At 62.7% G+C, this 24269-nt stretch carries 23 protein-coding genes; 20 read left to right on the forward strand and 3 right to left on the reverse strand.

What is annotated here, in order from left to right; translation table 11 throughout:
* Nucleotides 1–1140, reverse strand: coding sequence for an acyl-CoA dehydrogenase family protein (locus AC5ZG5_RS19210; RefSeq protein ID WP_456643475.1), 1140 nt, complete (start codon nucleotides 1138–1140; stop codon nucleotides 1–3).
* Between the two features lie 78 nt (nucleotides 1141–1218).
* Between AC5ZG5_RS19210 and AC5ZG5_RS19215 the strand changes: the two genes are divergently transcribed.
* Genes AC5ZG5_RS19215 through AC5ZG5_RS19230 form a run of 4 tightly spaced genes read left to right on the forward strand, consistent with a single transcriptional unit; the run spans nucleotide 1219 to nucleotide 6396 of the window.
* Nucleotides 1219–2085, forward strand: coding sequence for a FadR/GntR family transcriptional regulator (locus AC5ZG5_RS19215; protein ID WP_496165460.1), 867 nt, complete (start codon nucleotides 1219–1221; stop codon nucleotides 2083–2085).
* 55 nt (nucleotides 2086–2140) lie between these two features.
* Nucleotides 2141–2950: an enoyl-CoA hydratase/isomerase family protein gene (locus AC5ZG5_RS19220; RefSeq protein WP_028163119.1), complete on the forward strand. Its 810-nt coding sequence runs from the start codon at nucleotides 2141–2143 to the stop codon at nucleotides 2948–2950.
* 46 nt (nucleotides 2951–2996) lie between these two features.
* The gene (locus AC5ZG5_RS19225; RefSeq protein WP_456643473.1) at nucleotides 2997–5198 is read left to right on the forward strand and encodes an acyl-CoA dehydrogenase family protein; all 2202 of its coding nucleotides are present in this window, start codon (nucleotides 2997–2999) and stop codon (nucleotides 5196–5198) included.
* A gap of 10 nt (nucleotides 5199–5208) precedes the next feature.
* Complete coding sequence (locus tag AC5ZG5_RS19230; protein WP_456643472.1) at nucleotides 5209–6396, forward strand: CaiB/BaiF CoA transferase family protein; 1188 nt, start codon at nucleotides 5209–5211, stop codon at nucleotides 6394–6396.
* 31 nt (nucleotides 6397–6427) lie between these two features.
* Here the strand turns inward: AC5ZG5_RS19230 and AC5ZG5_RS19235 are convergent, their stop codons facing one another.
* Nucleotides 6428–6910, reverse strand: coding sequence for a MarR family winged helix-turn-helix transcriptional regulator (locus AC5ZG5_RS19235; protein ID WP_245474471.1), 483 nt, complete (start codon nucleotides 6908–6910; stop codon nucleotides 6428–6430).
* Between the two features lie 240 nt (nucleotides 6911–7150).
* On the opposite strand from AC5ZG5_RS19235, the gene AC5ZG5_RS19240 reads away from it, so the two are divergent.
* The 12 genes from AC5ZG5_RS19240 to AC5ZG5_RS19295 all read left to right on the forward strand — a co-directional run bounded on the left by AC5ZG5_RS19240 (nucleotide 7151) and on the right by AC5ZG5_RS19295 (nucleotide 19786).
* Nucleotides 7151–7462: a hypothetical protein gene (locus AC5ZG5_RS19240; RefSeq protein WP_496138696.1), complete on the forward strand. Its 312-nt coding sequence runs from the start codon at nucleotides 7151–7153 to the stop codon at nucleotides 7460–7462.
* A gap of 39 nt (nucleotides 7463–7501) precedes the next feature.
* Nucleotides 7502–8821 (forward strand): Rieske 2Fe-2S domain-containing protein, encoded by a 1320-nt coding sequence (locus AC5ZG5_RS19245; protein ID WP_456643470.1) that lies wholly within the window; start codon nucleotides 7502–7504, stop codon nucleotides 8819–8821.
* A 201-nt stretch (nucleotides 8822–9022) separates the two neighbouring features.
* Nucleotides 9023–9838 carry a PDR/VanB family oxidoreductase gene (locus AC5ZG5_RS19250; RefSeq protein WP_456643469.1) on the forward strand — a complete coding sequence of 272 codons (816 nt, stop codon included), beginning with the start codon at nucleotides 9023–9025 and terminating at the stop codon, nucleotides 9836–9838.
* A 35-nt stretch (nucleotides 9839–9873) separates the two neighbouring features.
* Entirely contained in the window at nucleotides 9874–11163 is a 1290-nt protein-coding gene (locus AC5ZG5_RS19255; protein WP_456643468.1) for a CaiB/BaiF CoA transferase family protein, read from the forward strand.
* A 401-nt stretch (nucleotides 11164–11564) separates the two neighbouring features.
* Nucleotides 11565–12806, forward strand: coding sequence for an ABC transporter substrate-binding protein (locus AC5ZG5_RS19260; protein WP_456643467.1), 1242 nt, complete (start codon nucleotides 11565–11567; stop codon nucleotides 12804–12806).
* Nucleotides 12807–12832: 26 nt separating this feature from the next.
* Nucleotides 12833–13732: an NAD(P)-dependent oxidoreductase gene (locus AC5ZG5_RS19265; protein WP_165435012.1), complete on the forward strand. Its 900-nt coding sequence runs from the start codon at nucleotides 12833–12835 to the stop codon at nucleotides 13730–13732.
* A gap of 58 nt (nucleotides 13733–13790) precedes the next feature.
* Nucleotides 13791–14633: an ABC transporter ATP-binding protein gene (locus AC5ZG5_RS19270; RefSeq protein WP_456643466.1), complete on the forward strand. Its 843-nt coding sequence runs from the start codon at nucleotides 13791–13793 to the stop codon at nucleotides 14631–14633.
* Nucleotides 14605–15315, forward strand: a complete 711-nt coding sequence (locus AC5ZG5_RS19275; protein WP_456643465.1) for an ABC transporter ATP-binding protein — start codon at nucleotides 14605–14607, stop codon at nucleotides 15313–15315. Before AC5ZG5_RS19270 ends, AC5ZG5_RS19275 begins: the two co-directional genes overlap by 29 nt.
* Before the next feature lie 61 nt (nucleotides 15316–15376).
* Nucleotides 15377–16258: a branched-chain amino acid ABC transporter permease gene (locus AC5ZG5_RS19280; protein ID WP_028163130.1), complete on the forward strand. Its 882-nt coding sequence runs from the start codon at nucleotides 15377–15379 to the stop codon at nucleotides 16256–16258.
* Nucleotides 16259–16278: 20 nt separating this feature from the next.
* Nucleotides 16279–17328 carry a branched-chain amino acid ABC transporter permease gene (locus AC5ZG5_RS19285; RefSeq protein WP_456643464.1) on the forward strand — a complete coding sequence of 350 codons (1050 nt, stop codon included), beginning with the start codon at nucleotides 16279–16281 and terminating at the stop codon, nucleotides 17326–17328.
* A gap of 69 nt (nucleotides 17329–17397) precedes the next feature.
* Nucleotides 17398–18918 carry an aldehyde dehydrogenase family protein gene (locus tag AC5ZG5_RS19290; RefSeq protein WP_456643463.1) on the forward strand — a complete coding sequence of 507 codons (1521 nt, stop codon included), beginning with the start codon at nucleotides 17398–17400 and terminating at the stop codon, nucleotides 18916–18918.
* Between the two features lie 208 nt (nucleotides 18919–19126).
* Nucleotides 19127–19786, forward strand: a complete 660-nt coding sequence (locus AC5ZG5_RS19295) for a GntR family transcriptional regulator (RefSeq protein WP_028163132.1) — start codon at nucleotides 19127–19129, stop codon at nucleotides 19784–19786.
* A 36-nt stretch (nucleotides 19787–19822) separates the two neighbouring features.
* Here AC5ZG5_RS19295 and AC5ZG5_RS19300 read toward each other — a convergent pair whose 3' ends face one another.
* Nucleotides 19823–20500, reverse strand: coding sequence for a GntR family transcriptional regulator (locus AC5ZG5_RS19300; protein ID WP_028163133.1), 678 nt, complete (start codon nucleotides 20498–20500; stop codon nucleotides 19823–19825).
* Nucleotides 20501–20617: 117 nt separating this feature from the next.
* On the opposite strand from AC5ZG5_RS19300, the gene AC5ZG5_RS19305 reads away from it, so the two are divergent.
* From AC5ZG5_RS19305 to AC5ZG5_RS19320, 4 genes are all read left to right on the forward strand, one after another.
* Nucleotides 20618–21409, forward strand: a complete 792-nt coding sequence (locus tag AC5ZG5_RS19305) for an enoyl-CoA hydratase/isomerase family protein (RefSeq protein WP_456643462.1) — start codon at nucleotides 20618–20620, stop codon at nucleotides 21407–21409.
* A gap of 10 nt (nucleotides 21410–21419) precedes the next feature.
* Nucleotides 21420–22664 (forward strand): CaiB/BaiF CoA transferase family protein, encoded by a 1245-nt coding sequence (locus AC5ZG5_RS19310; protein WP_130222437.1) that lies wholly within the window; start codon nucleotides 21420–21422, stop codon nucleotides 22662–22664.
* A 69-nt stretch (nucleotides 22665–22733) separates the two neighbouring features.
* Nucleotides 22734–23726: a Bug family tripartite tricarboxylate transporter substrate binding protein gene (locus AC5ZG5_RS19315; RefSeq protein WP_456643461.1), complete on the forward strand. Its 993-nt coding sequence runs from the start codon at nucleotides 22734–22736 to the stop codon at nucleotides 23724–23726.
* Between the two features lie 58 nt (nucleotides 23727–23784).
* A complete protein-coding gene (locus AC5ZG5_RS19320) occupies nucleotides 23785–24267 on the forward strand; it encodes a tripartite tricarboxylate transporter TctB family protein (RefSeq protein WP_456643460.1) in 483 nt (160 codons plus the stop codon).
* Nucleotides 24268–24269 lie beyond the last annotated feature (2 nt).

Raw genomic sequence — 24269 nt, forward strand, 5'->3', positions numbered from 1 at the left:
TTATCGCAGCAACTCGCGGGCGATCACCACGCGCTGGATCTGGTTGGTGCCTTCAAAGATCTGGGTCAGCTTGGCGTCGCGCATCATGCGTTCGACCGGATAATCCATGGTGTAGCCGTAGCCGCCGAAGATCTGGACGGCGTCGGTGGTGACCTTCATGGCGGTGTCGCTGCCGATGCATTTGGCCATGCTGGCGAGCAGGTTCAATCGCTTCCAGTCGCCTTCATCGCCGGCCCGCGCGCATTCGTAGACGAGTGCGCGCGCGGCCTCGATCTGCATAGCCATGTCCGCAAGCATGAACTGCACGCCCTGGAATTCTGAGATCGATCGCTTGAACTGCTTGCGTTCCTTCGCATAGCCGATGCAGGCGTCGAACGCGCCCTGCGCCAGTCCCACCGATTGGGCGCCGATGGTCGGCCGGTTGAGATCGAGGGCGCGCATTGACGCGCGAAAGCCTTTGCCTTCCTCGCCGACGAGGTTCTCGGCCGGAACCCGCACATTGTCGAAGAAGATCGGCGTATTCGGAGCGCCGTGAAAGCCCAGCTTTCGTTCGTGTCGCCCGAACGAGATGCCCGGCATCTGCTTCGGTTCGACGATGAAGGCGCTGATGCCGTCCGCACCGGCACTGTCGCTCGTCCGCGCCATCACCACGATATAGTCGGCGACGACGCCATAGCTGCACCATTGCTTGCGGCCGTTGAGGACGTAGCAGTCGCCATCTTTCCTGGCGCGGGTGTTGAGCGCGGAGACGTCCGAGCCGGCCTGTGGCTCGGAGATCGCGATCGCCGTCACGACGCCGCCCTTGGCGATGATCGGCAGGTATTTCTTGCGCTGTTCCTCTGAGCCGAAGTGAAGCAGCGGCATGATGAACATGGTGTTGAGGGCTGCGATCGAGGCGCAGGCGGGCGAGACCTTCGAGATCTCCTCGCGCGCGATGCAGGCCATCGTCAGATTGCCGTTCGGGCCGCCATATTGTTCCGGCACCCAAAGCTGCATCAGCCCCATCTCGCCGAACAGCTTCACGATCTCAAGTGGGAAACGATCAGTGTCGTCGATCTCGGCGGCGATCGGCGCCACATGCCGGGCGACCATTCTTCGGATGTTGTCGCGAAACGCGGTCTGCTCCTCGGTGAAGCTCATGGGGTTTCCGCCTGTTTTTTTGTAAGGAGCCAAAAAGGGGCTTCCATTGAATGGGTGATCCATTTAATAATTCACCCGATGAACACCAAGTCAAGCCCTCGTAGCTCCACCCGGCCGCGGTTGACCTCGCTCAACCGGCGGGAACGGGCCCCCGATCACCGTGCAGCCGGGGCACCGGCTGCACCGCAATTCCGGCCGATCCATACCCGCCGCGCATTCGAGGAAATCTGTGAGCGTATTCGTGAGCAATTGGCGCTTGGCGTGCTGAAGCCCGGGGACAAGCTTCCGGCCGAACGCGACCTGGCCCAGCAACTCGGCGTCAGCCGCAATGTCCTGCGCGAGGCGCTGCGAAGCCTCGAGATGGCGGGCGTGCTGCGGCTGCAGAAGGGCGTCAAGGGAGGGGCCTTCATCCGCGAGGGCGATACCAGTCGCATGAACGACGTCATGCGAGACATGCTGAGCCTTGGCACGATTTCAGTGCGCGAATTGTCGGAAGCGCGTGTCCATGTACTTGATCTCGTCGTACGGCTGGCGTGTGCGAATGTGCGGGCGGCCGATCTGGACGCGCTTGAGGCGAATGTCGCGCGCACCGAACTTGCCACGCGCGAAGGCCGGCTGCTCGACCGGGTCGAGTGCTCGCGGGAGTTCTACAAGCTGCTGGCCGCGGCGACCGGAAACAAGGTGATCGCGATGATCATGGATTCGGTCACGGAGATTCACATGCGTTTCGTCTATGCCAAGGTGGTATCGAGCGGCGTCGCGATGGCCCGGCTCGCCGAGAAACGCCGGCAGTTTCTGGCCGCGCTGCGCGAGCGCAATGTCTCGTCCGCCACGCGCCTGATGCGCACGCATCTCGAATCTGTGCAGCGGATGCTGGAGCAGGATCCCGGCGCCATGTCACTTCATGTTGCCTTGGCGGAGGTCCAGCCCGGTTTCCGCCGTTGAGCGGCGGCATGTGACGACCAGCCTCGCCTGAACAAGAATATAAACGGAGGAAAATGTGTCCAGATATGCCAATTACGAGTGCCTGAAGATCGAGGTTGCGGACAAGGTGGCGACCGTGACCTTGAACCGCCCGCAGGCGCGCAACGCGATCAATCAGAAGCTGATCCGCGAACTGCGGACGATCTGGGATGACCTCGCCGATGATCACGCCGTCAATGTCGTGGTGCTGACCGGTGCCGGCGATTTCTTCAGCGTCGGTGGCGACGTGAAGGCGATGTCGGAACGGCCGGGCGGCGACGTCCTCGAGGAGGGCGAGGTCCATGATCCCATGATCAGCCGGCGCGGGGTCACCCGCCAGCTCGAGCTCGACAAGCCGATCATCGCCGCCATCAACGGCGATGCGATCGGCCTTGCGGCGACCCACGCGTTGCTGTGCGACATAACGGTGATGGCCGAAGACGCGCGGATCGGCGACACGCATGTCTCGCGGGTCGGCCTGGTCGCGGGCGACGGAGGCACCGTGATCTGGCCGCTGCTCGTTGGGATCAACAAGGCCAAGGAATTCCTGATCCGCGGCACGCTCCTAAGCGGCAAGGAGGCCGAGCGGATCGGGCTGGTCAACCATGTGGCGCCGCGCGCGGAGGTGCTGGCCAGGGCCCGCGATATCGCCGTGGAGCTTGCGAACGGCCCCACCTGGGCCATTCGTTGGACCAAGCTGTCGATCAACCAGATTGTCAAGGATCGCGTCAACATGCTGCTCGAAGCCTCTATGGCCTTGGAGCAGGTGACGTTCGAGACGGCCGACCACAAGGAGGCGACGACGTCGTTCAAGGAGAAGCGCAAGCCGAAATTCGGCCAGGCTTAGCCCAGTCATGCGCGCGACCGAGCTCGCGACTGAAGACACGAGGGAGATGCTCCGGGATTCCCTGCGCGGATTTCTCGGCCAGCATTGGCGCGCCGACGCCATGAAGCACGGCCCGTGCCCGGAGGAGATCGCCGCCGTCTGGAGCAAGCTCGTTGGTCAGGGCGTTGCGTCGCTTGGCAGCGATCCCGACATGGGAGGGCTGCGCGAGGTCCTGGTGGTGATGGCGGAGCTGGGCCGCGCCGCATGCCCGGCGCCGATGTGGTCGGCAGCTCTCGCCAATTTTGCGCTCGCGGGAGCAAGGTCCGAGGCTTCGGTCGATTTGCTAAGGCGCCTGCATGCGGGCAGCGCGCGCATCGCGCTCTCGTTTGGGGCATTTGATCCGGACCGCGCGGCTGGAGCCATCGAGGTCACGAACATGAGGGCAAGCGGACTGCTGCGGTTTGTCGAGGCGGCGGGAAGCTGTACGCATCTGCTTGTGCCGATCAGTTCATCGGCGCTTGCGCTTGTTGCGATGGATGGCCCGGCTGTCGGCGTTGAACCAACCCGCGCGGTGGGCGCCTGGGGCCTTCACCAGGTTCGGCTGAACGCTGCGCCGGCTGAAATCATCGAAGTCGAATTCCTTGCCGTCCATGACCTATTGCGCAAGGCCAAGCTGGCGCTGATGGCGCGGGCGCACGGCGCCTCGCGGCGCGGGTTCGAACTGGCGGTCGACTATGCCAGGGAACGCCGGCAATTCGGGCAGCCGATCGGAAAGTTCCAGGCGATCCAGCACAAGCTGGCCAATTGCTTGATCCTGCTCGAAGGCGTACGCCTGATCCTCGACCATGCAGGGGAACTGCATGATCGTGGCGATCGTCATTGGCCGTATTTCGCCGATTGCGCCGCCTCCGTTTCCGCCGAGGCGCTGCGGCGTGTTTCGCTCGAGACCCAGCATACGTTCGGCGCCATCGGCTATGCCGAGGAGCACGAGGCGCCGCTGCACTTCAAGCGGGTTCATCTCGACACGATCGCGCTCGGCGGCGCAGCGCATGCAAGGCTCGGCATAGCCTCCTTCCTGCTGGATGATGGCGGTGCGGAACTGCCGCAATACGATCTTGGCCCGGCCGGCAATGCGCTGCGCGAGGAGATCCGGCAATGGTTGGAGGAGAATTGGTCGGGCGAGCGCAAGGCCGCCTTCGACGCGCAGCCGTTTGCCAAGCGTGAGTTCGATACCGAGTTCGCGCTCGAGATTGGGAAGACGGGCTGGATCGGGTTGGGATGGCCGAGCAAATTCGGCGGGCAGGGGCGCTCGCCGCTGGAGCAGATCGCCTTCATCGAAACGATGGAGCGGAGCGAAGCGCCGCGCATTGGCGCCGCGATCCAGGCCAACGCGCTGATGATGTTCGGCACGCCGGAGCAGCAGCAAAAATATCTGCCGGAGATTCTCCGCGGCGAGGCCATGCACGGCATGGGCTACAGTGAACCCCAGGCAGGCTCCGATCTCGCCGCGCTGCGCACCAGCGCCGAGCGCGATGGCGATCAGTGGATCATCAACGGCCAGAAGATCTGGACGACGACGTGGTGGGGCAAATACATGTTCCTGGCCGCACGCACCGACAGGGACGCCAAGCCGCCGCATGCCGGCATCAGCATGTTCATCGTGCCGATGAACACGCCGGGCATCTCCATCCAGCCGGCGACGACGATGTATGACGGCTCCTTTGCCAATATCTTCTACGACAACGTCCGCATTCCCTTGGGCAACCTCGTTGGCGAGGTCGATGGCGGCTGGAAGGTATTGACCGGCGCGCTCGCCTTCGAGCGCGGCTTGGTCGGCGGCGGGATCGTCCTTAAGGTCGCCCACGCTTTCGAACAATTGCGCCGGCATATCATGGCGACCGGTAGCGACCGGCCGGTGCTTGCCGATGACCCGATCGTCCGCGACAGAATGGCCGTACTCGCGTCTGAAATCGAGGTCGGCCGTCAGTTGATGATGCATTGCGCGGAACTGGCGGCTGATGGCGTCACCCCGCCGGAATATGGCGCGATCAGCAAAGTGTTCTCCAGCGAGCTGATGGAGCGCTTCGGCGAAACCGCCCTCGACATTCTAGGCCAGCGCGCCGCGCTTTCCGAAGGGATGCCTGATGCAATCGACAATGGACGGTTCGAACAGAACCTGCGTCATTCGCTGATGTGGGTGATCAGCATTGGAACCAACGAAATTCAGCGCAGCCTGATCGCGCAACGGGCGCTTGGGTTGCCGAGATAGGAGTGGCCGCATGCCGGAGCTCAACACCGCCACCGCACCCCTGGAAGGCGTCAGGGTGCTCGATTTCTCGATCATGCTGGCTGGTCCCTATTGTGCGCGGCTGCTCTCGGACGTCGGTGCGGAGGTCATCAAGATCGAGCCGCCGGAGGGTGACGACATGAGGCTGCGTGCACCGCTCCGCGACGGCCACAGCGCTTATTTCGGCCAGCTCAATGCCGGAAAGCGGAGCCTGGCACTCGACCTAAAGAACAGCGAAGCGATCGGCCTCGTTCACAGGCTGGTAGAGCAGACCGATATCGTCGTGGAGAATTTTCGTCCCGGTGTCATGGACCGGCTGGGACTCGGCTATGAGGCGCTGCGCGGGATCAATCCGCGCCTGATCTATTGTTCGATCTCCGGCTATGGCCAGTCCGGTCCGGCGGCGGAACGTGCGGCCTATGCCATGATCGTTCACGCAGAAAGCGGGTTCGACCGTGCGCTGATGCGGTATGCGGGCGATCGCGATCGTCCCGCAGCGGGCGCCGTGTTCGTCGCCGATCTGCTCGGAGGCATCTTCGGCTATTCGGCGATCCAGACCGCACTCGTGCAGCGATCGCGCACCGGAGTGGGGCAGCGGATCGACGTCGCGCTGATGGATTGCATGCTGAACCTGCTCGTCTACGAACTCCAGGAGGCGCAGTTTCCGGTGCATGCGCCGCGGCCGACCTATGGTCCCGTGCGCGCCAGCGATGGCGATATCCTGATCGCGCCGGTGACGTCGCGCAATTTCGCCGCCCTTTGCGAGGTGACGGGGGACCGCGCCTTGGCCGAGGATGCCCGCTTCAACACTGTGCCGGCGCGCGGCGCAAACTGGGGCGCAATGATGCGGCAAATCGGGACGTGGACCGAGCGCCACACGGTGCGAGAATGTATCGCGGCGCTCGATCGCGCCGGCGTTCCCTGCGCCGAATATCGCGATCCCGGCGCGGCGCTGACGGATCCGCATCTTTCGCAGCGCGGCGCGTTCGCGACGATTGCTGACGGCGCAGGCGAGTTTTTCGGCGTCAATCCACCCTGGAAGATGTCGGGAGCGGACTGCTCCATGCGGCGCGAGGTGTCGGCGGTCGGCGCGCACCGCGACGAGGTGCTGTCACGGGCGCTGGGCTTGTCATCCGCGGAAATCGCCAGCCTGGCGGAAGTAGGAGCGTTCGGAAAATAGTTCGCCCGCGCCAGCAATGCTGCAGAAGAATTCAATCCTCGGATGATCCGGAAGAGCCCGATGGCGCCGCCTTTGCGATCGCCAGCATGCATTTCAGAAAATGCGCGCGATCTTCCTTGCGCAGCGGCGCCAGCATCAGGTCCTGCAGTTCAGCAGCGGACGGGACAACGCTGAAGAGGGCAGCCTCTCCCTTGGCGGTGATCTGAACCTGCACGGAGCGCCGGTCTTCCGCATTGCTCTTTTTCGAGATCAGCTTTCGCGCCGTCATCCGCTTGAGCATCTCGCTCAGCGTATTCCGGTCGCAACTGATGTGCTCCGCGAGGACCGATGGCGTGAGCGGGCCGCGTTGATACAGCGCCATGAGCACGCCGAACTGCCGGGGGGTGATGTCACTCTGGCGCGTCACTTTCTGATAGAGGACGTCGTAGCGGGCTTCGAGCAGCCGAAGAAGAAAGCCGATGCCACCTTCCAGCCGCCAGTTTCGGGCGAGCTCCGCAACTGAATCCGTCTTCATTGTCTTGTCGGCTGACATGCCGTTGTCGACCCGCGCTGTAGTCCATCTGACACCAAGTCACCATAGCCGTTAGCAGCTTGGTGTTCCGTCCTCAACCCTTGGGCCGGGTGCCGAGAGCGAGCCGGATCTGAACGCGGGTCGGAAACGCCGCATCGGCCTTGCAACACAAGCGTCGATATAGTACGTACACGTAACAAATACGGACGCGAATGGGTCAAGGTTCGTCCAGGGAGGATGGTTTTGGATCTGCGCCAGTTTTTGTCGATCCCGTATCTCCTTGAGGCTGAAGCCGTCGAAACCGAGCCAGGCAAGTGGCTTCTGCGGCTCGCTTATCCGGAACTGCCCGGCTGCATCGCGGAAGGGTTTGTCGTCGAAGACACGCTCAGAGAGCTCGAACGACGACGGATCGAACAGATCGTGAGCCTGGTGGAAGCGCGCAGTGAGCCGCCCGTTCCTCGAAAGCCGCTTGCCGCTTCCGATCCGCTGTGGACCGCCCGCGATCTGGGCTTGTCACCCCGCATCGCTGCTCTCCTCGAGCGCGCAGCCAAATGAGGCCTCGCGACGAATTGTTGAATTGAGCGGAGGAAGGTCATGCTGTCGCACGAAGACAATGAAAGACTGGTCCGGGTGGGGAAGGGCACGCCCCTTGGCGAGCTGTTCCGACTGTATTGGATTCCCTTTCTGCCGTCAGCCGATCTCGTAAACGACGGACAGCCGAAGCGCATCCGGTTGTTGGGCGAAGATCTGGTCGCCTTCCGCGACACCGAAGGCCGCGTCGGATTGGTCGATCATGCATGTCCGCATCGCGGCGCGCCGCTGATCTTCGGCCGCAACGAAGATTGCGGATTGCGATGCGTCTATCATGGCTGGAAGTTCGATGTGACAGGCGCGGCGACGGACATGCCGGCCGAGCCGGTTCGCAGCCGCCTGAAAGAGCGCGTCCGGATCAAGGCCTATCCCTGCCAGGAGCGCAACGGGATGCTTTGGACCTACATGGGGCCGGATGCTGCGAGCCCTCCGCCGCTTCCGAACGTGGAGTGGAATCTGGTGCCGGCGGACCAGGTGCATGTCTCCGTGCGCGTCCAGGAGTGCAACTGGCTGCAGGCGGTCGAAGGCGAGATCGATTCCGCCCACGCGCCGCTGCTGCACGGCCGGCTCGACTCTCAGGGCACCACGAGCGCGTGGATTCAGAAGCGCGACCTCCGTCCGACGTTTGAATGCATCAAGCAGGATTTCGGGATGAGCATCGCCGCCCGGCGGAACTACGACGAGAACACACTGTACTGGCGCGTCAACCAGTTCCTCCTGCCGTTCTATACGCTCGTCCCGCCACTGTCGCCGTTCCCCGATTTGAGCGGGCACGCCTGGGTGCCGATCGATGACGAGAATACGCTGTGCATCATGTTCTCGTATCATCCCTCGCAGCCATTGGCGCAGAAGACCCGTCAGATATTCGCAGAGGGGCACAACGGTCGGGAGAGCGGGCACGCCAGCAGGCATGCACTCGTCCAGCACCCCGTGACCGTTCCCTACGCCGGATACTGGACCAAATACAATCCGCAGAACGGCTTCCAGTTCGACTATGAGGCGCAGCAGACCACCTGGTTCTCGGGGTTGCCCGGACTGTGGGTGCAGGACGGCGCTTGTCAAAGCGGTGTTTCGCCGATCTACGACCGTACCAAGGAGAACCTCTGCTCCAGCGACACCGGCATTGCGATGACGCGGCGCTTCCTGCTCGAAGCGCTCGGCACTTATCGCGATCATGGCACCAAGCCAAAGAGCGTGACCGACCCCGACGTGTTCATGGTCCGCGCCGTGTCGCTGCAACTGCCGCCGGAAGACTCGTGGGTCGACGTCGGCGCCCGCTTCATGCGCGCGCAGCTCGGCGCCGATTTCGGGTACAAGCTGTGAGCTCGTTCGCTCGTATTATGCGCAATCATCGTGCAAGCGGAGGCGCCGGGGCTCATGGCTGAGAGCACCATGCGGGTCCGCGTCAAACGGATCGGCTACGAGGCCGAGAGCATCAATTCATACGAATTGGTCGCTCCGGGAGGCGGCGATCTCGCTCCTTTCACGGCCGGCTGTCACATCGATCTGCATCTGCCGAACGGAATGATCCGCAGCTATTCGCTCGTCAATGACCAGAGCGAACGGAAGCGCTATGTGGTCGCGATCAACAGGGATGCTGAAGGTCGGGGTGGCTCCAGGCTCATCCATGACACGGTGCGGGTCGGAGATATCATGACGATTTCGCATCCCAGGAACAACTTTGTCCTTGAGGAGGATGCGGCGCATTCGGTGCTGATCGCGGGCGGAATCGGAATCACGCCGCTGCTTTCGATGATCCGCCGCCTCGAGATGCTAGGTCGCTCCTGGGAGCTGTTTTACGCAGCCAGGACTCGTTTCGCCGCGGCGTTCCTTGACGAACTGCATGCGCTTCGACCGGACGTTCAAGAGAACCTGCACGTGACGTTCGACCACGCGCCACTCGGCCGCAAGCTCGACCTTGCGGCGATCGTCGAAGGCGCCCCTGCAGAAGCGCATCTGTATTGCTGCGGGCCGCTGTCGATGCTCGGGGCATTCGAAGCGGCGACCACTGCTCGGCCCGCCGCTCACGTGCACGTGGAATATTTCAAGGCAAGGGAAAAGCCGGCCGCCGAAAGTGGGTTTGAAGTGAGGCTTGCGCGCAGTGGCCGAACGATAACGGTTGAACCAGGCAAGACGATCCTGAACGCGCTCCTGGATGCAGGAATGACAGCGAACTACGCCTGTGCCGAAGGTGTCTGCGGCACCTGCGAGACCCGGGTGATTGAGGGAATTCCCGATCACCGCGATCAGTTTCTCAGCGCGGAGGAACGAGCGGCCAACAAAACAATGATGATCTGCTGCTCAGGTTCGAAATCAGCGACGCTCGTGCTGGATCTGTGATTGGAGATCTAAACAACAAACCGACGGGAGGAAGAATGCTGGATCAGCTCGAAGCGGAATTTCCGGAACATGCGCCGCGCACTTCCGATGCGCCAAAAGCGCTGGATGGAATTCGGGTGATCGATTTCTCGCACTTCATCGCCGGCCCCTTCGCCACGATGATCCTCGCCGACATGGGTGCGGAGGTCGTCAAGATCGAGGCGCCGGAGAAGGGCGACGATCTTCGCCGTTATCCGCCCTTGCATCCCGATCTCAGGCACGGCGCTCCGTTTCTCTGGACCAACCGCAACAAGCGCAGCGTCGCGGTCAACCTGAAGTCGCCGGAAGGCCTCAAGGTCGCGCGTGAACTGATTGCTACGGCGGACGTCGTCGTCGAGAATTTCTCGACCGGCGTGATGAAGCGACTGGGCCTCGACTACGACAATTGCCGCAGAATCAAACGTGACGTCATCTATTGTTCGGTGTCAGCCTATGGCCGGGACGGCGCCTTTGCCGATCGGCTCGGGTTCGATCCGATCGCGCAGGTCGAGAGCGGGTTCGTGTCCATGAACGGCTATGCCGATCGCGAAGGCGTGCGCGCATTATCGCCGGTCATGGATATCTCAACGGCGATGATGGCCTCCAATGCGATCCTCGGCGCGGTGGTCGCGCGCCAGCGCAGCGGTGTCGGACAAGCCATCGAGGTGTCCCTGTTCGACACCGCGGTGCTGATGACGGGTTACGCCACGCTGCAACATCTGTTCAGCGGCGCTGATACACAGCGGCATGGCAACACGTCTCCCGATACGTGCCCGTCGGGCGTGTTCCAGGCGCAGGACCGCTCCTTCTATATCAACTGCGGCAACGACAAGATCTTTCAGCGGCTGATGGCGCAAGTGATGGGCCGCGCCGACATGGCCACGGCCGAAATCTACGCGACCGGTCCCGAACGCATTCGCCGGCGCGACGAATTGTTCGCGATTCTTGGTGAAGCTTTCGCGCAGCAGCCATGGTCGTATTGGCAATCGCGGATGCGGGCGGCGGGCGTGCCCTGCGGGCAGGTGCGCAGCGTCGGCGAGGCCATTCGTTCTCCGGAAGCGCGGGAGCGTGCGATCGTGACACGCATCCCGCATCCCACGGTCGGATGGGTGCCGAATGTGAGCCTGCCGATCCGATATTCTGAAACCCCGGTCGTGGATCCCGTCGTTGCGCCGGCCGTGGGCCAGCACACGGAGGAAGTTCTGCGCGAGGTGCTCGGCTACGACGACGCGCGACTGGCACGCCTTGCGGAAGAGGGCGCTCTCGGCGCTCGGCGCCAGCCGGCATCGGCAGACAAGCAGGCATGAGCGGGCGGAGCGATCGTACGCTCGGGGCCGCGTTGCCGTCGTCGGGATCGGTGAGACCGAGTATTATCGGCACGGCCTCGCCGGACGCGGAATTTAAGCTCGCGCTGAAGGCGATCCTCGCCGCCTGCAGTGATGCCGGGCTCGATCCGCGCGACATCGACGGCTTTGCTTGTACAACGACGACAGCTCCACCAAGAATGAATAGCTGTTGCAGTGGGCAGCGCTGTCGCGCGGAGGGGCACGTCGCAGCGCAATATCCTTAGGCGCTTTATAAATATATATAGCTTGATCAAAAAAATACTTCGTGTCTTAATTCGCGCCAAGGGTGCGCAGCATCCAAAAAAAGATCAGGGAGGAAGACGATGTCGCACGCGCGGCCACGCGATGCGTGGGGTTGTCTGTTGTCGTTAGCGTTGGGGGTGGGGACAGCCACCATCGTCACACCGGCGCACGCAGAGAACGGCATTACCGATACTGAAATTGTGATAGGCATTTCGGCCGCGTTGTCCGGCCCGAATGCGGGTTACGGCGCGATCGCCCGCGGCACCGAAGCGTGCTTCAATTACCTCAATGCTGAGCAGGGCGGCGTCAAGTTCGGCGACGGCAAGACGCGCAAGGTCCGGCTTGATATCTTGGATGATGCGATGGAGCCCGCGCGTGCGGTGCAGAATGCGCGTCGACTGGTGAGCCAGTCCAAGGTGTTCGCGGTCGTCGGCAATGTCGGCACCGGCGCCAATCTCGGATCGCGGCCGTACTATAACGCCGAGCATGTGCCGCAGATGTTCATCGCAACGGGTGGCCCGATGTTCGGCGCAAAGTCCGAGGTCGAAAAGAACCCTTGGACCATGGCCGCGTGGCTCGCCTATAACACCGAAGCCGCGATCTATGCGGCGTTCATCAAGCAGAAATTCCCGGACGCCAAGATCGCGCTGCTCAACGATGACAGCGGCGGTCCGTTCTTTGCTGATGCGTTCCTGAAGTCGGCCAAGGAGCTTGGTCTCAACATCGTCGCTCGCGAAGAACACACCTATAGCGAACCGACGATCAACGCGAAGATCAGCCGACTTGCCGCTTCGGGCGCCGATCTGTTCGTCGATGCGACCACGCCAAAATTCGTCGTGCAGGCTCTCAAGCAGATGGCGGCAATCAACTGGAAACCGGTGCACATCATCTGGGGTGTCGGATCGAGCATCGGTGGCGTGTTCGAGCCGGCCGGCGTCGAGACCGCCAAGGGCGTCTATAGCGGCCAGTGGATGAAGGACCAGACCAACCCGGTCTACGCCAACGACGAAGACATGAAGCTCTACGTCGCCAAGCTCAAGCAATATGGCGGCTCGCTCAATCCCGCCGACCAGAATGCGGCGGCCGGCTGGTACGCCTGCCACGCGACCAAGGGCCTGTTCGAGCGGATGGAGCAGCCGACCCGCGAGGCCTTCATGAAGGCAGCTCGCAGCATGAAGAACCAGAAGGAGCCGCTGATGCTCGATGGCATCACGCTGAACACCAATGGTGCCGAAGACGGCTACCCGATCGAGTCCGTGCAGATCTCCCAGTTCGACGGCGTGAAGTTCGTGCCGGTCGGCCCTGTCCTCAATTACGAGGGCAAGACGCCGCTCTACGAACCCCCAGCCAAGTCGCAATGACACGTCGCAACGAGGAGACAACGTCCATGACCAACAACACATTCAAGACCATCGGATTCATCGGGCTGGGCGCCATGGGCAGTCAGATGGTGAAGCATCTGAAGGGGATCGCCGACATTCTCGTCTACGATACCGATGCGGCCCGTGCGGCTGAGGCCGCTAGGGCAAGCGGTGGCCGGATCGTCGACGGTGTGAGCGGCATGAGCTCGGCTGATGCGGTGATCCTGATGCTGCCGACAAGCGCGATCGTCGATCAGGTGCTGCATGGCGCCGATGGCGGCAGGGGACTGCTCGATTATCTGCCCGCCGGAGCCATGGTGATCGACATGAGCTCGTCCGCGCCGACCAATTCGGTCGCGAACGCGGAGATCGCTGCCAAAAAGGGAATCCGCTTCATCGACGCGCCGGTCTCCGGTGGTGTCAAAGGCGCGGAGGCCGCAAGCCTGGCGATCATGGTCGGCGGTACGCAGGTTGATTTCGATCGGGCGCTGCCGGTGCTGCAGAAGATGGGCGCCAAGGTCTTCCTGGTCGGCAAGGTCGGGTCGGGCCACGCGGTCAAGGCACTGAACAACCTGCTCGCCGCCACGGCCTTTGCCGCCACCAGCGAAGTCTTCGCGGTCGGCGCCAAGTTCGGTCTTGATCCAGCGACGATGCTCAAAGTGATCGATGCGTCATCCGGCCAGAGCTTCCAGACCACCCATGTCTGGCAGAAGGCGGTCATCGACCGCACTTTCCAGTTCGGCTTCGCGCTCGCGTTGATGGAGAAGGATGTCCGCGTGGCAATGTCGCTGTTCGACGCGATGGGATCCGATGCCCAGCTCTCGCGCACGACGGCCGCGATCTGGGCCAAGGCGCTGGCAAGCGCGGCGCCCGGCTCGGACATGACGGTCGTCGCCAAGCAGGCTGAAGCGGCCCTCGGCCTGTAACGCCGGGGAGATTGGAGAAGCAGCTTCCCTTAGCCCTCACCGTGGGGACGAAGATCGCATGAACGGCTCAACGGCTCATCTCTCCCCGCGGACGGCGCCGGCTTCCACGGCGCCGCCGAAGCTGGCGGTGGACAATCTGTCGCTCAGGTTCGGCGGCCTCGTTGCGATCAATGCACTATCGTTCCAGGTCAGGCGGGACGTCATCTGCGGCCTGATCGGCCCCAATGGCGCCGGCAAGACCAGTTTGTTCAATTGTGTCAGCCGCCTCTACAATCCGACGGAAGGCAGGATCACCTTCGACGGAACTGACATCACACACTATCGGTCGAAGGACATCGCGAAACTCGGCATTGCTCGTACGTTCCAGAACCTGGCGCTGATGAAATCGCTGACGGTCCTGCAGAACGTGATGCTCGGCGGCTATCACCATGGTCGCACCTCGCTCTTGCGCGCGCCGTTCGTGCCGGTGTCGCGGCGGTCCGAAGAAGCCGCCCAGCGCCGCGCGGCGATGGAACTGCTGGCGCGCCTGCAACTCGATCACCTGCACGATGAACGCATCGACAGCCTGCCTTATCCGACGCTCAAGCGGGTCGAGCTTGCCCGCGCGCTGGCGTCTCGTCCCTCGCTCCTGATGCTGGACGAGCCGGCTGGTGGGCTGTCGCATTCGGAGGTCGATGAACTCGCGCGGACCCTGGTCCGGGTGCGTGACGAATTCGGCATGACTTTGCTGTTGGTCGAGCATCACATGGGCATGGTGATGAATGTCTCGGACGACATCGTCGTGTTGGACTTCGGCAACAAGATCGCCGAAGGCAAACCGGCCGACGTGAAGTCGGACCCTCGCGTCATCCAGGCCTATTTGGGGAAACAGCGTGAACGTTCTCGAAATCAAGGGCGTTAGCGCCGGCTACGGGCGCATCCCGGTGCTGCACGACGTTTCGCTCGCGGTCGGCGAAAAGAGCATCGCCGTGCTGCTCGGCGCCAACGGTGCAGGCAAGACGACGACGCTGCGCGCCGTCAGCGGTATGGTCAAATATACGGGACAGATCCTGCTGGACGGCAAGGACCTGAAGGGACTGGGCCCCGACCGGATCGCGCGCCTGGGCATCGCCCACGGCGTGCAGGGACGCGGCACCTTCAGCGACCTGACCGTCGAGGACAATCTGGCGGTCGGCGCCTTCCGTCGCCGCGACAAGGCCGAGATCGCAGCCGATATCGAGCAGATGTACGCGCTGTTTCCTCGCTTGCGCGAGCGCCGCAAGCAGAAGGCGGGTAGCCTCAGCGGCGGCGAACAGCAGATGCTGGCCGTCGGCCGGGCGCTGATGCTCAAGCCGCGGGTAATGCTGCTCGACGAGCCGTCGCTCGGGCTCGCGCCGGTCATCATCGATGACCTCTACGGGGCGTTGCAACGCGTCAACCGATCGCAGGGCATCGCGATGCTGATCGTCGAGCAGAACGCCAATCTGGCGTTGGAGATTGCCAATGACGCCTACGTGCTTGAGACCGGCTCGATGGTGCTGTCGGGCACGGCCCGAGATGTGTCCGAGAACGACGGCGTCCGCGCTGCCTATCTTGGTAACTGAATATCCGCGACCGGTCTTTGCTCATGCAGGTTACTCCAATAACTGAATAGAGAAGCTGACGATGCAGTACTTCTTTCAGCAGATCGTCAACGGCATCGGGGATGGCGCGATCTACGCGTCGCTGGGCCTTGCCCTGGTGCTGATCTATCGGACGACGAACATCGCCAATTTCGCCCAAGGCGAGATGGCGACATTCTCCGCCTACATAGCCTGGCAGATGGTCGATTGGGGCGTGCCGTTGTGGTGGTCGTTTCTCATTGCCATCGTTGTATCGATGATCGTTGGCGTGCTGGCCTATCTGCTGCTGGTCCGGTCGGTTCAGCACCGGGATGAATTGACGATCGTCATCGTCACGCTCGGCCTGTTCCTGGCCTTCAATAGTTTCAACGGCGCGATCTGGGGATTTCTGCAGCTCTCATTGCCGAGCCCGTTCCCCGAGAAGAGCTTCGCCATCGGCGCGCTCAGGTTCAATGCCGAGCTGGTCGGCACGATCGTAATTCTGATTGCGATCTCGACCGGCATGTTCCTGCTGTTGCAGCATACGCGGCTCGGCACCGCACTGCGCGCCTCGGCCTCCAATGCCACATCCGCGATGCTGGTCGGCGTTCCCTTCACGGCAATGATGGCGATCGGATGGGGACTGGCGGCCGGGCTCGGGGCGGTGTCTGGCCTGTTGGTCGGCCCGAAACTGACGCTCGATCCCAACATGATGGGCGCCATCATCATCTACGCCTTCGCTGCCGCCGTGGTCGGCGGATTGACGAGCTATCGCGGCGCGGTTGTTGGCGGTGCCATCGTCGGCATCTCGCAAGCCCTATCGATGGCTTATCTTCCCTGGCTCGGTTCCGATCTGCAGATCCTGCTGCCGCTGATGTTGATCGTCGCTGTGCTGATCATCAAGCCTGAAGGTCTGTTCGGCAGCACCGTGGTGGTACGCGTATGAGCAGCATCGGAATTCCTGCCATGCAATCGGTTCGGCACGGCGATGTGGCCGTCACCAAGATCGGTATCGGCTTCGTACTGGCGGTGATCCTGCTCGGCATGCCGCTTGTGATTCCTGAATATCAGACATTCCAACTGACCGGCGTGATGACCTATGCCGTGGCGGCGCTGGGCCTCAACCTGATCACTGGCTATGTCGGGCAGGTCTCGCTCGGCCACAATGCCTTCTTTGCTTTGGGGTCGTATGCCGCCGTGCTTAGCGTCGTGTATCTGGGCGTCAACGATGTCCTGGGGGTCCTGATTGCGGCGATTGTCACATTCATCGCTGGCGTGCTGGCGGGTTATCCGGCCAAACGGTTGCGGGGGCTCTATCTGGCCTTGATCACGCTGATCCTCGCCGTATCCGTCATCCCACTGGTCAAGCAGTTCAAGGCCTATACCGGCGGCGCGGCCGGCCTGATGGTCGACAAGCCGGTGCCGCCGGCATGGTTCACCCTGGGCCAAGATGCATGGATCTATTACATGGTGCTGGCGTTTACCGTCGTTGTCTTCTGGCTGGTCAGGAACTTCGTCGGCGGCAGTAATGGCCGGGCGCTGGCCGGCATCCGCGAAGGCGAACTGGCCGCGTCATCGATGGGCGTCGATGTCAACAGGCTCAAGGTGATCGTGTTCGGGGTTGGTTCGATGCTGGCCGGCGTCGGTGGTGCACTCGCGACCTTTACGATCGGTTTCATTGGCCCGGACTCGTTCACGCTGATGCTGTCGATCAGCTTCCTGGCGGCCATCGTCGTGGGCGGACTCGGAACGATCTGGGGAGCTTTGGTCGCCGGCCTGTTCCTGCAGTTCGTGCCGTCCTACGCCTCGGATCTCGGCCAGGCGTTCTCCGGTGCGGTCTATGGTGGTATCCTGATTGCATGCATGACCTTGATGCCGAACGGGATCGTCGGCTCGCTCATGAAGATTACCAGCAGTCGGCGCGAGGCCAGGAAAGTTGCCGATAGAGCTGCTGCGAAAAGCGCCGAGAAAACGGCTGTGAAAGCCGCTGCCGATCGGGGCGTACGTGCCACCTGATCGCTCCGCCGGCTACTCATGAAAGATGCGGCTCGGCCGGTGGCTGCTATAACGATGGAAGGAAAGACCATGACTGTACAAGTTCAAATCAATGGAGGGCTGAAGGCATCCGTGAGCGAGGCGGACAGCTCCGTGCGCCTTGGACCGACGCTTCAACTGTTGAATGGCGAATGGGTCGGCAGCGTCGATGGTCGCACGCTGGCGGTCGAATGCCCCGCCACCAAGAAGACGATTGCCCACACCCCGCGCGCGTCCGGGCAGGATGTCGAACGCGCGGTGGTCGCGGCGGAAAAGGCCTTCGTGAGCTGGAAGAAGGTCACGCCGTCCCTGCGCGGCAAGGCGCTGCTCAAGGTCGCGGACGAGCTTGAAGTCCGCGTTGAAGAATTGGCCCGCATCATCGCCCACGAAACCGGCAATGCGCTGCGCACCCAGGCGCGTCCGGAGGCGCTGACCTGCGTGGAGGTCTTCCGCTACTTTGGCGGTCTGGCCAGCGAACTGAAGGGCGATACGCTGCCGCTCGGCGATGACATATTGAGCTACACGAGGCGTGAGCCGCTTGGCGTCGTTGGCGCCATCGTGCCCTGGAACGCGCCGGCGACATTGTCGTCGATCAAGATCGCGCCGGCCGTGTGCGCCGGCAACACGCTGGTGCTCAAGCTGGCCGAAGACGCACCGTTCGCCGCCTTGTTCATTGCCGAAATCTGCAATCGGCATCTGCCGCCAGGCGTGTTGAATATCGTGACCGGCCTTGGTCCAGAATGCGGCGCAGCGCTCGCCACTCATCCGCGCATCAGCAAGCTGTCGTTCACCGGCTCAACTGCGGTCGGCCGCAGCATCCTGGCTGGCGCGGCGGACCGCATCGTGCCGGTGTCGCTCGAGCTTGGCGGCAAAAGCCCAGCTATCGTCTGCGAAGATGCCGACGAGGATTGGGTGGTTCAGGGCGTCGCATCCGCGATGCGCTTCACGCGGCAAAGCCAGTCATGCACCGCCGGATCGCGCCTGTTCTTGCACCGGTCGATCTACGACACGTTTCTCGACAAGCTGGTCGCGCTGATGAACAGCTACAAGATCGGTAATCCTCTCGACGAAGCCACCGACATGGGGAGCCTGATCAACAATAAGCAATATGGTCGGGTCTGCGGTTACATTGAAGACGGCATCAAGAACAAGGACGTCAAGCTGATCGCCGGCGGCCTGCCGCCGAAGGAGGGCCCGTTGAGCGCCGGCTATTTCACCATACCGACGCTGTTCGCCAGCACGTCGAACAACTGGCGTCTTGCTCAGGAGGAAATCTTCGGTCCGGTGCTGGTGGCGATCCCCTGGACCGACGAGGCCGAGGTGCTGAAGATGGCCAATGACAGCCACTACGGCTTGGCAGGCTATGTATTCTCGCGCAACACGTCGCGCGCCATCCGCATGGCCCATGAGATCGATTCCGGCTGGGTTCAGGTCAACCAGGGCAAGGGCCAGATCATGGGCCAGCCCTATGGCGGCTTCAAGCAGAGCGGGCTCGGCAAGGAAATGTCGCTGGGGTCGATGCTCGAGGGCTTTTCGCGGTTGAAGACCGTAACGGTCAACTTGACGCTCTGATCGGCTTGCGTGGATTGGGGGAAACCGGGTACCGGTTTCCCGTCAATGACGGAACGCGCTTTGCGTGGAGATCATGCATGGAGGCAGACTGAAGCGCGATCGCTATTCGAACTGAAGCTATTTCCTTTTGCGTCGGGGACCTAAACGTGTCGACCATGGCCCGGACGATCGCCTTCCGAAGTTGCCAAGGACCCATGTAGTGACCGAAATGAAGGTGAGCGACCGCATTTACAGTGTTGTCGAAAGGCAGATCAGCCAGCGCGAGTTGCTGCCTGGGGATCCGGTCGACGAAGAAAACCTGATGATCCAATTCGGCGTGTCGCGTACGCCGGTGCGCGAGGCCATTCTGCGCCTCAAGGCCGAGGGGCTGGTGTCCAGCATCTCCCGCGGCGGCGCCATCGTGTCGAAGATGGATTTCGCACAGCTCCTGTCGGTGTGGGAGTTGCTGGCGGAGCTCGAAGGGCTATCGGCCCGCTACGCCTGCGAACGCATGACCAGCAAGGAGCGCGAGGCCTTGGCTGACGCCCATAAGGCGTCCCGCAGCGTTGTCGAACGTAACGACGCGCTCGGCTGGCAGCAGGCCAACATGGCGTTTCATGAGGTGCTGTATGCGGGCTCCCGCAATCCGTATCTCCGCCAGGAGATCCTGCGCATGCGTACGCGAACCAGCGCCTATCGCAATCATTCGTTCGATGCGATGGGCTACATCAGTAAAGCTTATCAATATCATGGCCTGATCCTCCAAGCCATTCTCGAACAGGATCCATCCGCCGCCGCCAAGGCGGCTACGGCGCACCTGACGCCCGGCGAGGGAGCGCCTGGCGTGATGGAAATCATGCATAAGCTTCCGAAGGCTCTGCTAGGATGAGCCACTGGCCGCCTGCTGAGAGCAGGCTGGCCGATTTCAGACCCGGGCTCGATCCGGCGGCATGGTGGGATCGCCGCTTTCCGTCTCGGCGAACCCCGCCTGCAGAACCTCCTCGCGCTTGTGACGGAGATGGGTGCGCAAGATGTGGGAGAGGCCGACGCCGTCGCGACGCTGCAGCGCGTTGAGGATCGCTTCGTGCTCATGAAGCGCTAACGCCCAACGGTCCGACGTCATCGGCGTGACATAGCGCGCGCGCCGAATGCGCGCGGTGACCGAATTGTACAGACCGACGAGCACGGGATTGCCGGCCGCCGCCACGATCGCCTCGTGGATGGCCCGGTTGCAGCGGTAGTACTGAATCAGATCGCCGTTACGATAGTGATGTGCCATCGCGGCATGCGCAGCGGCGATCTCACCGATTTCTTCCTCGGTGACGCGCTCACATGCAAGCTCGCCGGCCAGGGCTTCGAGCCCCTGGCAGACCTCGAACAGGTCACGCATGTCCTTGTCAGTAAGCCTGGCTGCGCGGGAGCCGCGGTTTGGCAGCAACTGCACAAGGCCTTCGGCCGCCAGCACTTTGAGGGCTTCGCGCAGCGGTGTGCGCGAGATCTGCAGCCGTTCGCATAGATCGCGCTCGGGAATTCGGGCGCCAGGCGGAATTTCGCCGTCGAGCAGGATCGCGCGAATGCGGCTGACGACCTCCTCATGCAGCATTTCGTCGAGCCTCCGATTTGAATTCAAAAATGAAGAATATCGACCTAATCCTCCAAGTTCCAGCTTGATAATTCCCTATTTTGCATTCAAAGTTAGGAAAACGACTGGGTAGAGGAAATGGATCAGGACGTGGCGGAAGATCTCGTTTTCGAGGTCGCGAGCGGCATTGGACGGGTCACGTTCAATCGTCCTCAGGCCAGAAACGCCTTCACTTTCGAAATGTACGAGCGGCTCGCCGAAATCTGCGAGCAGGCGAACAGCGATCAGGCAATCAAGGTGCTGGTGCTTCGCGGCGCTGGCGACAAGGCCTTCGCGTCGGGAACGGACATCAACCAGTTCCGTGCCTTCACGACACCGCAGGATGCAGTCGATTACGAGAACCGTATCGACCGCGTCCTCACCACGCTCGAGCAGTGCCGCGTGCCGACGATCGCCGCGATCAGCGGCTTCTGCACCGGCGGCGGTGCCGGCATCGCCGCGGCCTGCGATCTGCGCATCGGCACCAGAAGCGCGCGGATCGGCTTTCCCATTGCCCGCACGCTCGGCAATTGCCTGTCGATGTCGAATGTCAGCCGGCTCGCCGCCCTCGTTGGACCGGCACGCGTCAAGGATCTGATCTTCACGGCGCGGCTGGTCGAAGCCGCCGAGGCCGCGGCGATCGGCCTGCTCACGGAGGTGGTCGATGATTTCGCGGCGCTCGACGGGCGCGCCGAGGAGGTCGCCCGGCTCCTTGCCGGCCACGCACCGCTGACGCTCAACGCGACAAAGCAGGCGGTTGCACGCTTGCAGAAGCGGCTGACGCGCGAGGAGGGGGAGGACCTCATCGTCATGTGTTACATGAGCGAGGATTTTCGCGAGGGGCTGGACGCGTTTCTCAACAAGCGCGCACCGCAATGGCGCGGGCGATAGGGATATGACGATGCAAGGCAACCAATCGCAGCCCGCTGCCCGTCCGCAAGGACCGCTCGCCGGCCTCAAGGTCGTCGACCTCACCCATGTCATGGCGGGACCGACCTGCACGCTGATGCTCGCCGACATGGGCGCCGATGTCATCAAGATCGAGAAGTGGCCGAATGGCGATGACACCCGCTATTCGGTGCCGCCGAAGATTGGCGACGAGGCGGCCTCTTTCCTGATGATGAACCGCAACAAGCGCGGCGTGGTGCTGGACCTGAAAACCGCCGGCGGGAAGGAGGTGCTGCGGCGGCTGATCGCACGTGCCGACGTGCTGGTCGAGAATTTCGCGCCGGGTGCCATGGAGCGGCTGGGCTTCGGCTATCAGGCGTTGCACGAGGAATTCCCGGCGCTGATCTATTGCTCGCTCTCGGGCTTCGGCCGCACCGGACCCTACAAGCATCGCCGCGGCTTCGATCTGGTCGCCCAGGCCATGAGCGGGATCATGAGCTTCACCGGCGAGCGGCCAGACGGCCCACCTGTGAAGTGTGGTCCACCCCTATCGGACATTACCGCCGGCCTCTTGGCCTGCATGGGAATTCTGGCTGCGTACGCGCATCGGCTGAAGACCGGTGCAGGGCAGTGGGTCGAGACCTCGCTGTATGAGGCGGCGCTGGTGCAGACCTACTGGCAATCGACCATCGCGCTCGCCACCAACACGGCACCGCGCGCGATGGGCTCGGCGCATCCGCTCAACGCGCCATACCAGGCATTCGAGGCTTCGGACGGCTGGCTTGTTGTCGGGGGCGCCAATAACAAGAATTGGCTGTTGATGCTGGAGGCGCTGGGCGCAGCCGAGCTTGCATCCGATCCGCGCTTCGTGACCGGCGCCGATCGCATGGCGCATCTGAAGGAGCTCGAAGCGGTCTTGAGCGAGCGCTTCCGCACGGGGACACGGGCGCACTGGCTCACGCTCTTGGAAGAGAAGGGCGTGCCATGCGGTCCTGTACACGACATGCTGGAAGCGCTGAACGATCCGCAGACGCTTGCACGCGAGATGGTCGTCGAGGTCGAGCATTCGACACTCGGACCGGTGAAGACGATTGGGCTCCCGGTCAAGTTCTCCGTGACACCGGGAAAAGTGCGTTCGGGCGCGCCGGTCTATGGTGAGCATACGCGCGAGGTGCTGTCCGAGTATGGGTTCGATGACAGTCAGATCAAAGCGCTCGAGAAAGAAGGCGCAATCGTCTCGGCAGCAGGTGGTCGATAAAAGCCGGTCGCGCAACGTGACAGGCCGATACGACAAGTAAAACAGGCAAAAAATCAGCCGGAGGAAACCATGGACGTCACGTCGAGATTCCTGCTGCCTGCCGCCGCAATCCTGCTCGCCGGCATGATTCCGGCGGGCGCGGCGTGGCAGCCGCAGAAGCCGATCGAGTTCGTCGCGACCGCAGGGCCGGGCGGCGGCACCGACAATCTGGCGCGTGCGGTCCAGAACATCATCACCAAGTACAAGCTGACCGACCAGCCGATCGTGGTCGTCAACAAGGGCGGCGGAAGCGGTGCGGAAGGTTATGTGTACGGCAAGGCTTCGGCCGCCGATCCCCACAAGGTGATCTTCGGCACGTCGAACGCATGGCAGCAGCCGCTCGTGTCCAAGGTCGCCTTCAACTACACCGATCTCACTCCGATCGCCGCTATGGCGCAAGATGAGTTCCTGCTCTGGGTCAAGCAGGACGCCCCGTACAAGACCGTCAACGACTATCTGAAGGCAGCGGCCGCGAATGAATTCAAGATGGGCGGAGCGCAGTCGAAGGATACCGACGAGGTGCTGACCCGCATGATCGAAAAAGTCGGGCACATCAAGTTGACCTACATTCCATTCAAGAGCGGCGCCGAGGCCGCCGTGCAGCTCGCGGGCGGTCATATCGACTCTCACGTCAACAACCCCTCTGAAAGCCTGGGGCAGTGGCGCGGCGGAACGCAGCGCCCGCTCTGTGTCTTCAGTCCAAAGCGATTGCCGCAGGGGCCCAAGGTCACCGCGACCGAAGGCTGGAGCGACGTGCCGAGCTGCGTCGAACAGGGACTCGACATCCCGCAATATGAGCAGCCCCGTACCGTCTGGCTGCCCGGCAAGGTCACGCCGGAGCAGGCTGCCTTCTATGTCGAACTCATGAAGAAGGTGCGGGCGACACAGGAATGGAAGGACTACATCGAGAAAACCTCGCAGGTCGATGCCTTCCTGACCGGAGCCGAGTTCGACAGCTACATCAAGCAGGACCTCGAGCACATCAAGCTGGTCGCGGCCGAGCAGGGCTGGCTCGTCAAGTGAGCCCGTCGGCCACGTCGAGCGAAGCTATGCGGGGCTTAGCGCCGGGCTGGAGCAGTCGATGATCTCACGCCGTGCTCTCGAAATTGCGACCGCCATTCTCACCGGCAGCTTCGGTGTCGCGGTGGTCGTGTCCAGCTTCGACAATGGCATCGGCTGGTCGGCCGCCGGGGTCGACGCCGGCACCTTTCCGTTGCTGACCGGTGTGATCATCGTTGCTGGCAGCCTCTACAATCTCGCCCGCGGTGTCCTGCCGGGCGGCACGCTGGCAAGCGTGCCCGTGGCCATCACAGGAATCGAGCTGCGCCGCCTCGCAGGGCTGTTCGTGCCTGCCGCTCTCTTCGTGGCGCTGATCCCGATCGTCGGGATGTATGTGGCCTCAGCCGGCTACATCTTCGCTGTGCTGGCGCTGCCGAGGCATCAATCGCTGCTTCGCTCACTGGCGATGGCATTGGCGACGCCGCTCGCGCTTTATGTGGTGTTCGAGCGCATGTTCCAGGTGACGCTGCCGCACGGCGCGCTCGCCGCTGCGTTCGGGCTCTGAGG

The organism is Bradyrhizobium sp. Ses1 (assembly GCF_059512365.1).

Bases quoted from the DNA above. Each gene is read 5' to 3' on its own strand.
- AC5ZG5_RS19270 (WP_456643466.1), top strand. From the start codon at position 13,791: ATGAACGGCTCAACGGCTCATCTCTCCCCGCGGACGGCGCCGGCTTCC.
- AC5ZG5_RS19230 (WP_456643472.1), top strand. From the start codon at position 5,209: ATGCCGGAGCTCAACACCGCCACCGCACCCCTGGAAGGCGTCAGGGTG.
- AC5ZG5_RS19235 (WP_245474471.1), bottom strand. From the start codon at position 6,910: ATGAAGACGGATTCAGTTGCGGAGCTCGCCCGAAACTGGCGGCTGGAA.
- AC5ZG5_RS19225 (WP_456643473.1), top strand. From the start codon at position 2,997: ATGCTCCGGGATTCCCTGCGCGGATTTCTCGGCCAGCATTGGCGCGCC.
- AC5ZG5_RS19305 (WP_456643462.1), top strand. From the start codon at position 20,618: ATGGATCAGGACGTGGCGGAAGATCTCGTTTTCGAGGTCGCGAGCGGC.
- AC5ZG5_RS19265 (WP_165435012.1), top strand. From the start codon at position 12,833: ATGACCAACAACACATTCAAGACCATCGGATTCATCGGGCTGGGCGCC.
- AC5ZG5_RS19255 (WP_456643468.1), top strand. From the start codon at position 9,874: ATGCTGGATCAGCTCGAAGCGGAATTTCCGGAACATGCGCCGCGCACT.
- AC5ZG5_RS19290 (WP_456643463.1), top strand. From the start codon at position 17,398: ATGACTGTACAAGTTCAAATCAATGGAGGGCTGAAGGCATCCGTGAGC.
- AC5ZG5_RS19295 (WP_028163132.1), top strand. From the start codon at position 19,127: ATGAAGGTGAGCGACCGCATTTACAGTGTTGTCGAAAGGCAGATCAGC.
- AC5ZG5_RS19215 (WP_496165460.1), top strand. From the start codon at position 1,219: ATGAACACCAAGTCAAGCCCTCGTAGCTCCACCCGGCCGCGGTTGACC.
- AC5ZG5_RS19320 (WP_456643460.1), top strand. From the start codon at position 23,785: ATGATCTCACGCCGTGCTCTCGAAATTGCGACCGCCATTCTCACCGGC.
- AC5ZG5_RS19245 (WP_456643470.1), top strand. From the start codon at position 7,502: ATGCTGTCGCACGAAGACAATGAAAGACTGGTCCGGGTGGGGAAGGGC.
- AC5ZG5_RS19280 (WP_028163130.1), top strand. From the start codon at position 15,377: ATGCAGTACTTCTTTCAGCAGATCGTCAACGGCATCGGGGATGGCGCG.
- AC5ZG5_RS19315 (WP_456643461.1), top strand. From the start codon at position 22,734: ATGGACGTCACGTCGAGATTCCTGCTGCCTGCCGCCGCAATCCTGCTC.
- AC5ZG5_RS19210 (WP_456643475.1), bottom strand. From the start codon at position 1,140: ATGAGCTTCACCGAGGAGCAGACCGCGTTTCGCGACAACATCCGAAGA.
- AC5ZG5_RS19285 (WP_456643464.1), top strand. From the start codon at position 16,279: ATGCAATCGGTTCGGCACGGCGATGTGGCCGTCACCAAGATCGGTATC.
- AC5ZG5_RS19310 (WP_130222437.1), top strand. From the start codon at position 21,420: ATGCAAGGCAACCAATCGCAGCCCGCTGCCCGTCCGCAAGGACCGCTC.
- AC5ZG5_RS19300 (WP_028163133.1), bottom strand. From the start codon at position 20,500: ATGCTGCATGAGGAGGTCGTCAGCCGCATTCGCGCGATCCTGCTCGAC.
- AC5ZG5_RS19250 (WP_456643469.1), top strand. From the start codon at position 9,023: ATGATCCGCAGCTATTCGCTCGTCAATGACCAGAGCGAACGGAAGCGC.